General features: G+C 70.7%; 11 protein-coding genes. 6 read left to right on the plus strand and 5 right to left on the minus strand.

Going from position 1 to position 14957, the window contains the following annotated elements; translation table 11 throughout:
* The first annotated feature begins 1 nt into the window (after nucleotide 1).
* From nuoL to ABD126_RS19465, 4 genes are read left to right on the plus strand one after another with little or no spacing between them, the layout of a single operon-like run.
* Nucleotides 2-1933, plus strand: a complete 1932-nt coding sequence (nuoL, locus tag ABD126_RS19450) for an NADH-quinone oxidoreductase subunit L (protein ID WP_343935293.1) — start codon at nucleotides 2-4, stop codon at nucleotides 1931-1933.
* Nucleotides 1930-3492, plus strand: a complete 1563-nt coding sequence (locus ABD126_RS19455; RefSeq protein ID WP_343935294.1) for an NADH-quinone oxidoreductase subunit M — start codon at nucleotides 1930-1932, stop codon at nucleotides 3490-3492. The genes nuoL and ABD126_RS19455 overlap by 4 nt, the downstream gene beginning before the upstream one ends.
* A 1-nt stretch (nucleotide 3493) precedes the next feature.
* On the plus strand, nucleotides 3494-5056 hold the full coding sequence (gene nuoN, locus ABD126_RS19460) for an NADH-quinone oxidoreductase subunit NuoN (protein ID WP_343935295.1): 1563 nt from the start codon (nucleotides 3494-3496) through the stop codon (nucleotides 5054-5056).
* Nucleotides 5057-5107: 51 nt separating this feature from the next.
* Nucleotides 5108-6109, plus strand: a complete 1002-nt coding sequence (locus tag ABD126_RS19465; protein ID WP_425542848.1) for a polyprenyl synthetase family protein — start codon at nucleotides 5108-5110, stop codon at nucleotides 6107-6109.
* A gap of 300 nt (nucleotides 6110-6409) precedes the next feature.
* Here ABD126_RS19465 and rarD read toward each other — a convergent pair whose 3' ends face one another.
* A complete protein-coding gene (rarD, locus tag ABD126_RS19470) occupies nucleotides 6410-7348 on the minus strand; it encodes an EamA family transporter RarD (RefSeq protein ID WP_343935296.1) in 939 nt (312 codons plus the stop codon).
* Nucleotides 7349-7539: 191 nt separating this feature from the next.
* Between rarD and ABD126_RS19475 the strand changes: the two genes are divergently transcribed.
* A complete protein-coding gene (locus ABD126_RS19475) occupies nucleotides 7540-9429 on the plus strand; it encodes a sunset domain-containing protein (RefSeq protein ID WP_343935297.1) in 1890 nt (629 codons plus the stop codon).
* A 75-nt stretch (nucleotides 9430-9504) separates the two neighbouring features.
* On the opposite strand, the gene ABD126_RS19480 is transcribed toward ABD126_RS19475, so the two are convergent.
* From ABD126_RS19480 to ABD126_RS19495, 4 genes are all read right to left on the minus strand, one after another.
* On the minus strand, nucleotides 9505-10557 hold the full coding sequence (locus ABD126_RS19480) for a 2-oxoacid:ferredoxin oxidoreductase subunit beta (protein WP_343935298.1): 1053 nt from the start codon (nucleotides 10555-10557) through the stop codon (nucleotides 9505-9507).
* A gap of 73 nt (nucleotides 10558-10630) precedes the next feature.
* The gene (locus ABD126_RS19485) at nucleotides 10631-12523 is read right to left on the minus strand and encodes a 2-oxoacid:acceptor oxidoreductase subunit alpha (protein ID WP_343935299.1); all 1893 of its coding nucleotides are present in this window, start codon (nucleotides 12521-12523) and stop codon (nucleotides 10631-10633) included.
* Between the two features lie 240 nt (nucleotides 12524-12763).
* Complete coding sequence (locus ABD126_RS19490; RefSeq protein ID WP_343935300.1) at nucleotides 12764-13519, minus strand: enoyl-CoA hydratase; 756 nt, start codon at nucleotides 13517-13519, stop codon at nucleotides 12764-12766.
* Between the two features lie 9 nt (nucleotides 13520-13528).
* Nucleotides 13529-13969 carry an Lrp/AsnC family transcriptional regulator gene (locus ABD126_RS19495; RefSeq protein ID WP_121224781.1) on the minus strand — a complete coding sequence of 147 codons (441 nt, stop codon included), beginning with the start codon at nucleotides 13967-13969 and terminating at the stop codon, nucleotides 13529-13531.
* A gap of 75 nt (nucleotides 13970-14044) precedes the next feature.
* Between ABD126_RS19495 and ddaH the strand changes: the two genes are divergently transcribed.
* On the plus strand, nucleotides 14045-14923 hold the full coding sequence (gene ddaH, locus ABD126_RS19500; RefSeq protein ID WP_343935301.1) for a dimethylargininase: 879 nt from the start codon (nucleotides 14045-14047) through the stop codon (nucleotides 14921-14923).
* Nucleotides 14924-14957: the final 34 nt, after the last annotated feature.

The following is a 14957-nucleotide window of genomic DNA, read 5'->3' on the forward strand; positions in this document are numbered from 1 at the left end:
GGTGACGGAACCTGTTGCCGCCAGCGGGATCGGCAGTCTCGCCTGGTTGTTGCTCGCGCTGCCCGCGTTCGGCGCGACCGTGCTGCTGCTGGGCGGCCGGCGCACCGACAAGTGGGGCCACCTGCTGGGCTGCGCGACCGTGCTCGCGGCGTTCGCCTACGGCGTGGCGCTGTTCTTCGAGACCATCGGGCAGACCGGCGAGCGCACCAGCGAGCTGCACCTGTTCGACTGGGTGCCGGTCAACGCGCTCAACGTCGAGTTCGGGCTGCGGCTCGACCCGCTGTCGCTGACGTTCGTCCTGCTGATCACCGGTGTCGGGTCGCTGATCCACATCTACTCGATCGGCTACATGGCGCACGAGGCCGGGCGGCGGAAGTTCTTCGCCTACCTGAACCTCTTCGTCGCGGCCATGTTGCTGCTGGTGCTGGGCGACGGCTTCGTGACCCTGTACTTCGGCTGGGAGGGCGTGGGTCTCGCCTCCTACCTGCTGATCGGCTGGTACCAGTACAAGCCGGAGGCGGCCAGCGCCGCGAAGAAGGCGTTCCTGATGAACCGGGTCGGCGACCTGGGTCTCGCGATCGCGATCTTCATCCTGTTCAAGGAGCTGGGCACCACCCAGTACACCGAGGTGTTCGCCCGCGTCGGCGAGCTGTCCGCGGCCGAGGTCACCGCGGTGACGCTGCTGCTGCTCCTGGGCGCGTGCGGCAAGTCCGGCCAGTTCCCGCTCCAGGCGTGGCTCCCGGACGCCATGGCCGGCCCCACCCCGGTGTCGGCGCTGATCCACGCGGCCACGATGGTCACCGCGGGCGTCTACCTGATCGCCCGCTCCAACCCGATCTACAACGCCTCCGCCGACGGCCGCCTGGTCGTCATGATCATCGGCGCGCTGACGTTGATCATCGGGTGCGTCATCGGCTGCGCCTACGACGACTTCAAGAAAGTCCTGGCGTACTCCACGGTCAGCCAGATCGGTTACATGATCCTCGCCGTCGGCCTCGGTCCCGTGGGCTACGCGCTGGGCATCATGCACCTGCTCACGCACGGCTTCTTCAAGGCCGGGCTGTTCCTCGGCGCCGGCTCGGTCATGCACGGCATGAACGACGAGGGCAACATCCGCCGCATGGGCGGCCTGTGGCGCAAGATGCCCATCACGTTCATCACCTGGACGCTGGGCTACCTCGCGCTGATCGGCTTCCCGTTCCTGTCCGGCTACTTCTCCAAGGACGCCATCATCGCGGCGGCGTTCAGCGAGCAGGGCTGGCGCGGCTGGGTGTTCGGCGGCGCGGCGGCGCTGGGCGCGGGCATCACCGCGTTCTACATGACCCGCCTGCTGTTCCTGGTGTTCCTGGGCAAGCCGCGCTGGGAGGACCTGAAGAGCGAGGACGGCCGCGCCTACCACCCGCACGAGTCCGGCCTGACCATGACGGTCCCGATGATCCTGCTGGCGGTCGGCTCGGTCGGCGCGGGCGCGTTCTTCGCGAGCGGCAACAACCTCGCGAACTGGCTCTCGCCGTCGCTGGGCGAGTTGCGGGAGCAGCACGGCGTGCTCGACCACACCGTGGTCAACTTCCTGGTGCTGGGCCTGTCCGCGCTGGGCGTGCTGGTCGCGTGGCTGTTCTTCGGCCGCCGGCCCCAGCCGGTGCAGCGGCCCGAGCGGGTGTCGTTCGTGGTCCGCGCCGCGCGCAACGACCTGTACGGCAACGCGCTCAACGAGGCGCTGTTCGCGCGGCCGGGCACCTGGCTCACCCGCGCGCTGGTGTTCGTCGACAACAAGGGCGTGGACGGGCTGGTCAACGGCTCGGCCGCGCTGCTGGGCGGTAGCTCGGGCCGGCTGCGCCGCTTGCAGACCGGGTTCGTGCGCTCGTACGCGCTCTCCATGCTCCTGGGTGCGATCTTCGTCCTGGGCGCGCTGCTGATGGTGAGGTTCTCGTGAGCTGGACGCTGATCGCGCTGCTCCTGCTGCCCCTCGCGGGCAGCCTCGTGGTGGCCTTCCTGCGGGGCAACGACCGGACCGCGAAGCTCGTGGCGCTCGCCTTCGCGCTGGCCGAACTGGTGATCGCGGTGCTGGCGTGGGTCGCCTACGACCCGGCCGGCGACCGCCTCCAGCTGACCAGCTCGGTGGAGTGGATCCCGGCGTTCGGCATCCACCTGTCCTTCGGCGTGGACGGCATCGCCCTGGTGATGATCGCCCTGATCGCCTTCCTGGTGCCGGTCGTCATCGGCGGCTCCTGGGCGGACAAGCTGCCCGAGGGCCGCAGCGCGGGCGGGTTCTTCGCCCTGCTGCTGGCCATGGAGACCGGCATGGTCGGTGTCTTCGCGGCCACCGACGTGTTCGTGTTCTACGTGTTCTTCGAGGCCGTGCTGGTCCCGATGTACTTCCTGATCGGCCGCTTCGGCGGGCCGAACCGGCAGTACGCGGCGATGAAGTTCTTCCTGTACTCGCTGCTGGGCGGCCTGGTCATGCTGGCCTCGGTGATCGGCGTGTACGTCGCCGCGCGGGACAAGCTCGGCTCCGGCACGTTCGACTGGGCCACCCTGGTCACGGTCACCCGGGACCTGCCGCTGTCCACGCAGATCTGGCTGTTCCTCGGCTTCTTCATCGCCTTCGCGATCAAGGCGCCGCTGGTGCCGCTGCACACCTGGCTGCCCGACGCCGGCGCCGAGGCCCCGGTCGGGGCGGGCGTGCTGCTGGTCGGCATCCTGGACAAGATCGGCACGTTCGGGTTCCTGCGCTACTGCCTGCCGCTGTTCCCGCTGGCCAGCCAGGAACTCGCGCCGCTGGTGCTGGTGCTCGCCGTCGCGGGCGTGCTGTACGGGTCGCTGCTCGCGGTCGGCCAGACCGACATGAAGCGGTTCGTCGCCTACACGTCCATCGCGCACTTCGGCTTCATCGCGCTGGGCATCTTCGCGTTCAGCTCGCAGGCCGGCGCGGGCGCGGTGCTCTACATGGTCAACCACGGCATCTCGACCGGCATGCTGTTCCTGGTCGTCGGCATGGTGATGGCCCGCGGCGGGTCGCGCCTGATCCAGGACTACGGCGGCATGGCCAAGCTCACCCCGGTGCTGGGCGGCCTGTTCTTCGTCGCGGGCCTCTCGTCGCTGGCGCTGCCGGGCACCAACTCGTTCGTCAGCGAATTCCTGGTGCTCATCGGGTCCTTCCCGAACCAGCCGGTGTTCACCATCCTCGCCGCCATCGGCATGGTGCTCGCCGCGCTCTACATCCTGTGGCTGTACCAGCGGGTGTTCCAGGGCCCCGTGCGCGGCACGGCGCTGGTCGACGCGGTCGGCGGGCCCGGCGCGGCGCTCGACCCGGAGCGCGCTTCGGTTCCGGACCTGAACAAGCGGGAACTGGCGGTGCTCGCGCCGCTGGTCGCGCTGATCCTGGTGCTCGGGTTCTACCCGCAGCCGGTGTTGGACGTGATCACCCCGTCCGTCGGGGCGACGCTCAGCGAGGTCGGCGTGACCGACCCGGTCGCGCAGGAAGGCAAGTGACGTGACGGACCTCCTCGCCCAAGCCCAGCGGTTGCCGGCCCCGGAGATCGACTACCTCGCGGTCGCGCCGATCCTCATCGTGCTCGGGGCGGCGTGCCTCAGCGTGCTGGTGGAGGCGTTCCTGCCCAAGGCCCAGCGGTGGAGCACCCAGGTCGTGCTGACCCTGCTCACCCTGGCCTTCGCGGGCGCCTCGCTCATCGCCCACGCCAACGACGCCCTCCCGCAGGGCGTCGTGACCCTCGCCGGCACGGTCGCCGTCGACAAGCCGGTGATCTTCCTGTGGGCCACCCTGCTGGTCCTCGGCCTCGGCTCGGTGCTGCTCATCGCCGACCGCTCGGTCGAGCCCGGCGGCGCGTTCGTCGCCGAGGCGTCCGTGCTGCCCGGCACCAAGCAGGACCGCGCGCAGGCCAACCGGTTCGGCATGCAGACCGAGGTGTTCCCGCTCACGCTGTTCGCGCTCGGCGGGATGATGGTGTTCGTCGCGGCGAACGACCTGCTGACGATGTTCATCGCGCTGGAAGTGCTGTCCCTGCCGCTGTACCTGATGTGCGGCCTGGCCCGCCGTCGCCGCCTGCTCTCGCAGGAGGCCGCGGTGAAGTACTTCCTGCTCGGCGCGTTCGCGTCGGCGTTCTTCCTCTACGGCGTGGCCCTGCTCTACGGCTACGCGGGCTCGGTGAAGCTGGCCGACATCGCCGCCGCCACCTCCGGCACCGACCGGTCCGACACGCTGCTCTACGCGGGCTTCGGCCTGCTGGTGGTGGGCCTGCTGTTCAAGGCCTCGGTCGGCCCGTTCCACGCGTGGACCCCGGACGTCTACCAGGGCTCCCCGACACCGATCACCGCGTTCATGGCGGCCTGCACGAAGGTCGCCGCGTTCGGCGGCATCCTGCGGGTGCTGTTCGTGGCGTTCGAGCGGTCGAGCTGGGAGTGGAACGGCGTCCTGTGGGCCGTGGCCATCGCCTCGATGGTGATCGGCGCGGTGCTGGGCCTCACCCAGACCGACGTGAAGCGCATGATCGCCTACTCGTCGGTGGCGCACGCGGGCTTCCTGCTGGTCGGGTCGATCTCGCTGTCGCAGGAGGGCCTGTCGGGGACGATGTTCTACCTGATGGCCTACGGCTTCACGACCATCGCCGCGTTCGGCGTGGTGTCGCTGGTGCGCAACGCCGACGGCGAGGCCACCCACCTGTCCCAGTGGGCGGGCCTGGCCAAGCGGTCCCCGGTGACCGCGGCGGTGTTCACGTTCCTGCTGCTCGCCCTGGCCGGCATCCCGCTGACCAGCGGTTTCATCGGCAAGTTCGTGGTGTTCGCGGCGGCGCTGGAGAGCGGCATGGCGCCGCTGGTGGTGGTCGCGCTGGTGGCGTCCGCGGTGGCCGCGTTCTTCTACCTGCGGGTCATCGTGCTGATGTACTTCAGCGAGCCGGCGGCCGACGGCCCGACCGTCAGCGTGCCCGGCGCCATGACCACCATCGCCATCACCATGGGTGCGGCGATCACGCTGGTGCTGGGGGTGTGGCCCGCGTTCGCCCTCGATTGGGCGGGTGCCGGCGGGTTCATCTTCTAGATAGGGCGGGTGCCGGCGGGTTCGTCTTCCAGTGGTACGTAGGCTTCAAGCGTGACCAGTAGCGAGCGGGCGGGGACGGGGTTCCGGTTTGCGGACCCCGTGCTCGCGGAGGTGGTTCAGGCGGGGCTCACCGAGGTGGAGGAGCTGCTGCGCAAGGTCGTGCAGAGCGAGTTCCACCCGGTGATGGAGACGTCGCTCCACTTGGTGGACGCGGGCGGGAAGCGCATCCGCCCGCTGTTCACCATCCTGTCCGCCCAGTTCGGCTCGACGTGGGACCGCGAGGCCGTCATCAAGGCGGCGGCCGTGGTCGAGCTGACCCACCTGGCCACGCTGTACCACGACGACGTGATGGACGAGGCCACCATGCGCCGCGGCGCGGCCTCGGCCAACGCGAAGTGGGACAACTCGATCGCCATCCTGACCGGTGACTACCTGTTCGCCCACGCGTCCGCGCTGGTCGCGGACCTGGGCACGCGGGCGGCGCGGATCATCGCGGAGACGTTCTCCGAGCTGGTCACCGGCCAGATGCGCGAGACCATGGGCCCGCGCGACGGCGAAGACCCGATCGCGCACTACCTGACCACCATCGCCGAGAAGACCGGGTCGCTGATCGCCACCGCCGCCCGGTACGGCGCGATGTTCTCCGACGTCACCCCGGTGCAGGTGGAGGCGCTGCGGCACTACGGGGAGATCATCGGGGCGGCGTTCCAGATCTCCGACGACGTCATCGACATCGCGTCGCCTTCGTCGGAGTCGGGGAAGACGCCGGGGACGGACCTGCGCGAGGGCGTGAAGACGCTGCCCATGCTGTACGCGCTGGCCGACGAGCCGGAGTCGCGGTTGGCCGCGCTGCTGGCCCAGCCCCTGACCGATGATGGCGAGGTCGAGGAGGCGTTGGAGTTGTTGCGGGCGTCTTCGGGGTTGGCGCGGGCTCGGGCGACGCTGGACGACTACGCGGCTCGCGCTCGGGCGACGCTGGCGGGGTTGCCGGCGGGTGTGGCGCGTGACGCTCTGGAGTCGGTCAGCGAGTACGTGGTCACCCGTACCCACTGAGCCTGTCTCGCTCGCTTTAGGTGTGCGCTGCGCGCTCTCAAGATCAAAAGCGGCGCTCGCCGCGCGGCAGGCCCCCGGGGGGAAGGGCGTCGTGTTCTCCCCGTCCGGCCTGCCGGAGGCAACCACCCTTTGGTCTTCTCCGCAACCGGAAAGCGTGGTTGCGGAGAAGACCAAAGCGCGGTTGGGCTGCGCCCAGGCCGGACGGGGAGAACACGAGGCCCTTTTCGTGGGCGCTGCGCTTGGCGTGCGCCTGCGGCGCGGAAGAGCGGGTGTCCGCGGGTGTGGCTGAGGGGTGGGGGGTTACTCGATCGGGGCGACTAGGAGGCGGGAGCGGCGGCGGGAGTGCAGGGCGTCTGCCGTGAACACCGCTAGCGCTGCCCAGACCAGGCCGAACCCGAACCAGCGGGACGCGGGCATCGGCTCGTGCGCCACGAACACGCCCCACGCGAACTGCAAGATCGGGGCGAGGTACTGGAGCATGCCCATGGTGGTCAGCGGCACGCGCCGCGCGCCCGCGCCGAACATCATCAGCGGCACGGCGGTCACCAGGCCCGACGACGCGAGCAGCAGGGCGTGGCCCCAGCCGTTGCTGTGGAACGTGCCCGCCGACCCCAGCCACAGCAGGTAGCCGACGGCGATCGGCCCGAGCACGATGCTCTCGGCGGTCAGGCTGGAGGTCGCGTCCAGCGGCACGGTCTTCTTGATCAACCCGTACACGCCGAACGAGCAGGCCAGGACCAGCGAGATCCACGGCAGCCGCCCGTAGTCCACCGCCAGCACCACCACCGCCGTCACCGCGATGCCCAGGGCCGCGTACTGGAGGCCGCGCAGGCGTTCGCGCAGCACCAGCACCCCGAGCACGACGCTGACCAGCGGGTTGATGAAGTAGCCGAGCGCCGCCTCGACCACGTGCCCGCTGTTGACCGCGTAGATGTAGACGCCCCAGTTGGCGGCGATCAGCGCGGACGCGGCGGCCACCATGAGCCAGCCGCGGGCGGACAGGGTCCGCAGGCTCGACCACCGGCCGAGCACCGCCGTGAGCAGGGCCATGACCACCAGCGACCAGGCGATCCGGTGCGCCAGGATCTCGCCGGAGTCGGCCGGGGCGAGCAGCGGCCAGAAGGCGGGGAACATGCCCCAGATGACGTAGGCGCCGGCCCCGAGAGCGATACCCTTGTTGTCCTGGTGAACACCTGCCGAAGTGGCGGTGGAGTTGGTCAAGGGCGGCACACGGGCCACTCTACGCCAGCCGTTTTGCCTGGTCAGTTGCTCCGAATGGCCTACTGGCCCACTATGGGCGCAGGGCCGCGTGGTCGGACGCGCCGGACCTCGTGGTCAGGGTAGTTTTGCACCGCTTCCACTACCGGGTGAAGGCCTGGCAGCGGAGCGTGTCGGGGAGTGTCAGGACTGTGCAGTGGGAGGGTTCCGGCGTGAGTTCGCTCTTCGGACAGGTGTGGCTGTGGAGCCTGCTGTCGTTCGTGGCAGGCGTCGCGCTGACCTGGCTGGTGCTGGTCCGGCCCGCGAAGAGGGAGATGCAGGACCTGGAGGAGCGCCTGCTCGGCGCGTCCCCGCGTCCGGTCGCCCCGGTCGTGACCGCCCCGCCCGCCCCCGCCGAACCGGCGCGTGACGAGTTCGACGACTGGCACCGGTCGTCCTCCTCCCCGGTCGAGGACCTCCTGCGCGACGACGACCCGCCGCGCTACGACGTCGCCGGCATGAAGCTCGACGAGCGCGACCGGATGCTGGAGGAGTTGGACGACGAGCACCGCCCGTTGTCGGACTTCGAGGAGCAGCACGACTTCCCCGAGTACGAGGACGACCGGCCGCGCAGCCTGTTCGAGCGCCTCTCCCCGGGTGGCGAGCCGGTGACCACGTCGTCGGCCGCGGAGTCGGACGAGCCGCCGGCCCTGCCGGTCGAGCAGACCCACCTCCTGCCGCCCGCGCGGCCTGCCGCCGAGGTGGCGGTCCCGCGGCAGCCCGAGCCGACCGCGCCGCCGGAGGTGGAGGCGTTCCAGCCGCGCGAGGTGTGGCGGGAGGAGCCGGAACCGGTCGTCTACGGCGAGGACGAGGACCCGGCCGAGGGGCCCGAGCAGGAGGACGAGCCGGAGCGTCCCGCCGAGCGGACCACCCTGATCCCGGCCACGGCCCTGGCCCGCGCCATCGCCGAGGTGGACGCGCGCCCCGACGAGCCGAGCCCGGATGAGTCGCGTGCGGATGAGTCGCGTGCGGATGAGTCGCGTGCGGAGGAGTCCCGGTTCGAGGACCCCCGGTTCGAGGAGCCGCCCGCCGACCAACCCCGCTTCGAGGAGCCGATCCCGGCCGAACCCCGCTTCGAGGAGCCGCGGCAGGCCTGGCCGGACCGCGACCTGACCGGCGAGTACCCGGTGATCCGCGCCGAACTGCCGACCCCGCCACCGGCCCCGGCGCGCCCCGACCTGCCCGAGCCCGACCGCGCGGAACCGGAACCCGCCGCGCCCGGCCTGTTCACCCCGGACGCGACGACGATCCTGGACGCCCGCGACATCGCCGCCCACACCCCCGAGCCGAGCGCCGCGCACCACGACGAGGCCCACGCCCTGCCCGGCTCCCTCGGCGGCCCCGCGACGGCCCCGGAACCGGCCGAGTCCCCGGCGTCGGCCGACGAGCCCTTCGTGCCGCGCTTCCAGCCGGAACCGCCCGCCGACACCCGCCCCGAACCGCCCGCCGAGGCCCGCTCGGAGTCCCAGCCCGAGGTCCGGCCGGAGCCCAAGCCCGAGCCGAAGGAACCGGCCCGCCCGCGCTCGCTGTTCGAGCCGATCCTCACCCCCGACGACGAGTTCGTGGACGAGCCGCCGGCCCCGCCCAAGCCCAAGCCCGCGGCCCCCGGCAACGACCAGCCGTTCGTGCCCAAGCTCGCCCCCGAACTGCTTGAGTCCGAAGGCAACGGCGGCCTGCCGCAGCGCCCGGTGCGCCCGGCCGGCTCCCGCACCACCCCGCCGCCCCCGCCGCCCGCGCCGGCGCAGCCGATCAGCCCGCCGCCGCCCCGCCCGGTGCGCCCGCGCCCGGTCGGCTTCAGCCCGAGCACCGGTGGCAGGCCGGCGAGCACGACCACGCGCTACCAGCAGCCGGAGGGCTTCAACCCGCGCTCGCCGTTCGGTCCGGGCTCGGTGCTGCCGAAGTCCGACGGCATGGCCCCGGCCCCGGACTTCCAGGTCAAGGCCACCCTCACCGGCCGCCGCTACTTCACCGCGGAGTCGGCCAACTTCAGCGAGACCCGCGCCGACGTGTGGTTCCGCACCATCTCCGACGCGGAGAAGGCGGGCTTCCGCCCGGCCCCGTAGACGTCCTCGGGAGGGAACGCGAAGGGCCCCTGCTCCGGGAGGCGGAGCAGGGGCCCTTCCGTGTTCGACCGCGTCTTAGGCGACGGTCCAGGTGTCCTTGCCGCGCAGCAGCGCCGCCAGGTCGGCGGGCTTCGCGGCCTGCGCCTCGGCGACCTGTGCGCGGGCCGCGTCGTCGTAGGTGGCGCGGGCGACGTTGCGGAACACACCGGTCACCGTGTGCTGGAGGTCCTGCGTGGACAGGCGGGACAGCGCGAACGACAGGTTCAGGTCCGACGCGTCGTGCACGACGATCTCGGACTCCTCGACGTCGGCGGTCTTGGCCACGGTCAGGCCGAAGCCGTCGCGCACCACCGCGTACTCGCCGCCGCCGAAGACGATCGGCTGGCCGTCGACCACGTTGATGATCCGCCGGGAGGCCTCGTCGGCGTCCTTGAGCACGTCGAACGCGCCGTCGTTGAAGATCGGGCAGTTCTGGTAGATCTCCACCAGCGCTGACCCGCGGTGCTCGGCGGCCTGGCGCAGCACCTCGGTCAGCCCGGCCCGGTCGGAGTCCACCGCCCGGCCCACGAACGACGCCTCCGCGCCCAGCGCCAGCGACACCGGGTTGAACGGGTGGTCCAGCGACCCGTACGGCGTGGACTTGGTGACCTTGCCCTCTTCGGAGGTGGGGGAGTACTGGCCCTTGGTCAGGCCGTAGATCCGGTTGTTGAACAGCAGGATCTTCAAGTTCACGTTGCGGCGCAGCGTGTGGATCAGGTGGTTGCCGCCGATGGACAGCGCGTCGCCGTCACCGGTCACGACCCACACCGACAGGTCCGGCCGCGCCACGGCCAGGCCGGTCGCGATGGCGGGCGCGCGGCCGTGGATGGAGTGCATGCCGTAGGTGTTCATGTAGTACGGGAACCGCGACGAGCAGCCGATCCCGGAGATGAACACGATGTTCTCGCGCTTGAGGCCGAGCGTGGGCAGGAACGACTGCACGGCGTTGAGCACCACGTAGTCGCCGCAGCCGGGGCACCAGCGGACTTCCTGGTCGGACTTGTAGTCCTTGGCCTTCTGCGGCTCGTCCGACGTCGGAACCCCGTCGAGCCCCCCCAAGCCCGGAAGACCCAGATCGATCGCGGTCATCGCGTCCCCTCGCTGCGCTCGGCGCCGCGCTGACCGCACGGTGCTGCGTAGAACTGTGAACTCGTAAACTCGTTCACGAGGCCACTCCCTTGATCACGTCGGCCAGCACGTCCTGGAGCTCCTCCGCCTTGAACGGCAGGCCCTGCACCTTGGTGTAGCTGATGGCGTCGACCAGGTACTTGGCGCGCAGGAGCAGCGCGAGCTGGCCGAGGTTCATCTCCGGCACGACGACCTTGTCGTAGCGCGCCAGCACCTCTCCCAGGTTCTTCGGGAAGGGGTTGAGGTGGCGCAGGTGGGCGTGCGCGACCGGCAGCCCGAGCTTGCGCACCCGGCGGGCCGCCGCGCCGATCGGGCCGTAGGACGAGCCCCAGCCCACGACCAGCACCCGGGCCTGCCCGGACGGGTCGTCCACGACCACGTCGGGCACCTCGATGCCGTCCACCTTCTGCTGCCGCAGCCGCACCATCTTGTCGTGGTTGGCCGGGTCGTAGGAGATGTTGCCGGTGCCGTCGGACTTCTCCAGACCGCCGATGCGGTGCTGCAGCCCCGGCGTGCCGGGCACGGCCCACGGGCGGGCCAGCGTCTCCGGGTCGCGCAGGTAGGGCCAGAACTCGCCGTCCGGGCCGTTGGGCGCGGTGGCGAACTCGACCGACAGGTCCGGCAGGTCCGCGAGGTCCGGGATCAGCCACGGCTCGGAGCCGTTGGCGATCGCGCCGTCGGAGAGCAGCAGCACCGGCGTGCGGTACTTCAGCGCGATGCGGACCGCGTCCAGGGCGGCGTCGAAGCAGTCGGCGGGCGACTGCGGCGCGACGATCGGCACCGGCGACTCGCCGTTGCGGCCGAACATCGCCTGCAGCAGGTCGGCCTGCTCGGTCTTGGTCGGCAGACCGGTCGACGGGCCGCCGCGCTGCACGTCGATGATCACCAGCGGCAGCTCGGTCATCACGGCGAGGCCGATGGTCTCCGACTTCAGCGCCACACCCGGGCCGGACGTGGACGTGATGCCCAGCGCGCCGCCGTAGGAGGCGCCCAGGGCCGCGCCGATGCCGGCGATCTCGTCCTCGGCCTGGAGCGTGGTGATGCCGAAGTTCTTGTGCCGGGACAGCTCGTGGAGGATGTCCGAGGCCGGGGTGATCGGGTAGGTGCCCAGCACGACCGGCAGCTTCGCCTGCTGCCCGGCGGCGACGATGCCGTAGGCGAGCGCGGTGTTGCCGGTGATCTGGCGGTAGGTGCCCTGGTTGAGCTTGGCCGGCGCGACCTCGTAGGTGACCGCGAAGGACTCGGTGGTCTCGCCGTAGTTCCAGCCCGCCCGGAACGCCAGCACGTTGGCCTCGGCGATGTCGGGCTTCTTGGCGAACTTCTCGCGCAGGAACCGCTCGGTGCCCTCGGTCGGCCGGTGGTACATCCAGGACAGCAGGCCCAGGGCGAACATGTTCTTCGCCCGCTCGGCGTCCTTCTTGCCCAGGCCGGTGTTCTCCAGCGCGCCGATGGTCAGTGTGGCCATCGCCACCTTGTGGACCTGGTAACCCTCCAGGGAGTTGTCCTCCAGGGGGTCGCTGTCGTAGCCGACCTTCACCAGGTTGCGCTTGGTGAACTCGTCGGTGTTGACGATCAGCGTGCCGCCGCGGGGCAGGTCGCCGATGTTGGCCTTGAGCGCGGCCGGGTTCATCGCGACCAGGACGTCGGGCCGGTCGCCGGGCGTGAGGATGTCGTAGTCCGCGAAGTGCAGCTGGAAGCTGGAAACGCCCGGCAGGGTGCCCTGTGGCGCCCGGATCTCGGCCGGGAAGTTCGGCAGCGTCGCGAGGTCGTTGCCGAACGCCGCGGCCTCCGAGGTGAACCGGTCACCCGTGAGCTGCATGCCGTCGCCCGAGTCGCCCGCGAACCGGATGACCACCCGGTCGAGCTTGCGGGTGGTCTTCTCCGGGGAGCCACCTGGCGCGGCGCCGTTACCAACGTCGGTAGTCATGTCCTACGCCGATCCCTCTCTTCACGCCCGCTAGGGGCCAAGTCGCCCCTCCCCCTCCATCGAGGGTAGTCGTGCCCGTCGTCGAGCCGGTTTCCGCCGTACCACTGTGCGGGACGATCCGTCCCAAGTGGTGCACTGCCGGGCAACCCCGCGGTAACTCAGCAATCCTCCGTAAGTACCGGTCAGTAAGTGTTACCGGAAGTTACAGGTAAGTCGCGGGGTCTGTCCACAGCCCTCCGCTCAGGGGTGCCCGCTGATGCGGGCCTTCATCGCGGCCAGCTTGGCGGCGAACTCCGGCGTCTCGATGGACGCGACCTGGGGGACGATTTCGGTGTCCACGGCTTCACTGTGCTCGACCATGGCCGCCGTTCGCCGCATGGTCGCCTTGATGGTTCGGACCAGTTCCCGGGGAGCTTCGGCCGCCGGCCGGGCCAGCTCGACGGCCCGTGCGAGCAGCTCGTCGTGCCCGCCGTCGACCCGTTCCCACGCCAGTCCGTGCCGCACGGCCCCGTCCGCGTCCAGGACCTGCCCGAACAGCGTCATCGCGGTGGCCGTCTGCGGGCCGGCGAGGCGCTGGAGCATCCACGTCATGCCGCCGCCCGGGTGGATGCCGAGCTGGAGGAACCGCGCGTCGAACCGCGCCTTCGGACCTGCGAGCCGCACGTCACACGCGAGCGCCAGGTTCAGCCCCGCGCCCACCGCGGCCCCGCCCACGGCCGCGATCGTCGGCAACGAGCAGCCGGCGACGGCGAGGAACCCGGCGTAGATGCGCCGCAGCCCCTCCTCCCGGGCCTCGCCGAGCGCGGTCAGGTCGGCCCCCGCGCAGAACGCCGGGGGAGCGCCGGTCACGACGACGGCGTGGGCGTCCTCCTCGGCCCTTCCCACGGCCCGCACCAACTGGTCGGACAGGTCGAGCGTCAGCGCGTTGCGCCGGTCCGGGTCGTGCACGGTGATGACGGCCACACGGTCGACGAACTCCAACAACACCTCTGGCATGGCGGCACTCTAGGGGGCCGGTGGCCGGTCCAGCAGTCGGGAGAGCACGACGGTCGACACGGTCCGGTCGATGATCTCCACGGCGCGCAGCCGTTCCAGCGCGGTCTCCAGGTGGTGGATGTTCGCCGCCCGCAGGTGGACGATCGCGTCGGCCGCGCCGGAGACCGTGTAGGCGGCCATGACCTCGGCCATCGGCTCCAGCCGGGCCTGGATGTCGCCGGGGGTCACGTTGCCCCGGCAGTGCACCTCGACGAACGCCTCCGTGCCCCACCCGAGCTGCTCGGGGTCCACGACGGCCGTGAAGCCGCGCAGCACACCGGTGTCCAGGAGCCGGTCGACCCGCCGCTTCACCGCGGGGGCCGACAGGCCGACCTCCTTGCCGATGTCCGCGTAGCTGGAGCGGGCGTTGGCCATCAGGCACGAAATGATCCGCTGGTCGATCGAGTCCACACGCAACATTCTGCACTAGAAGACGCAATACTGCGGCGTTGTTCGCTGGTCTGAGGGTTATTTACCCTTCGATCCATGACCTCGGTTTCCCTCCTGGGCCCCGGCGATGAGCCGATCGTGCTGGGCGTCACCACGCCCGCCGCCCCCGTGCGCGTGCCGACCACCCGTCGGTACCTCATGTGCCCGCCGGAGTACTTCACGGTGGAGTACGCGATCAACCCGTGGATGGACCCGACCAAACCCATCAGCACCGAGCTGGCCCTGGCCCAGTGGACGGAGCTGAAGGAGACCTACGAGCGACTGGGTCACAAGGTCGACCTGATCGAGCCCCAGCCCGGTCTGCCCGACATGGTCTTCTCGGCCAACTCGGGCACGGTCATCGACGGCCAGGTCCTCGGCTCCCGCTTCCGAGCCGAGCAGCGCGTCCCGGAGGCGGACCACTTCCGCCGCTGGTTCCTGGCGAACGGCTACACCAACGTCGTCATGCCGGAGCGCACCAACGAGGCCGAGGGCGACTTCACCTGGACCGGCAGGTACCTGCTCGCCGGCACGGGCTTCCGCACCGACCCCCTGGCCCACTCGGAGGCCCAGGAGGTCCTGGGCGTGCCGGTGATCTCGCTACAGCTGGTCGACCCGAGGTACTACCACCTGGACGTGGCCCTGTTCGTGCTCTCCGACGACCTGGTGGCGTACTACCCGGAGGCCTTCTCCCCGGGCTCGCAACGAGTCCTGCGCCGCCTGTTCCCGGACGCGGTCATCGCGACCGCGGAGGACGCGGAGTGCCTGGGCCTGAACGCGGTCTCCGACGGCCGCCACGTGGTCCTGCCGGTCGAGGCGACGCACCTGGCGGAAGAAGTGGCGAAGCGCGGCTTCGAACCGGTCTTCGTGGACATCTCGGAACTCCGCAAGTCCGGCGGCGGCCCGAAGTGCTGCACGATGGAACTCCGGGACTGAGCGCTGTTTCGTTGAAGGCCTCCGACTGCGGTCG

The sequence above is a fragment of the Saccharothrix mutabilis subsp. mutabilis genome, from assembly GCF_039521145.1.
GTDB classification, from domain to species: domain Bacteria; phylum Actinomycetota; class Actinomycetes; order Mycobacteriales; family Pseudonocardiaceae; genus Actinosynnema; species Actinosynnema mutabilis.

Excerpts from the sequence above, each read along its gene's own strand:
- ABD126_RS19490 (WP_343935300.1), bottom strand. The coding sequence starts at position 13,519 with ATGCCAGAGGTGTTGTTGGAGTTCGTCGACCGTGTGGCCGTCATCACC.
- ddaH (WP_343935301.1), top strand. The coding sequence starts at position 14,045 with ATGACCTCGGTTTCCCTCCTGGGCCCCGGCGATGAGCCGATCGTGCTG.
- ABD126_RS19485 (WP_343935299.1), bottom strand. The coding sequence starts at position 12,523 with ATGACTACCGACGTTGGTAACGGCGCCGCGCCAGGTGGCTCCCCGGAG.
- ABD126_RS19480 (WP_343935298.1), bottom strand. The coding sequence starts at position 10,557 with ATGACCGCGATCGATCTGGGTCTTCCGGGCTTGGGGGGGCTCGACGGG.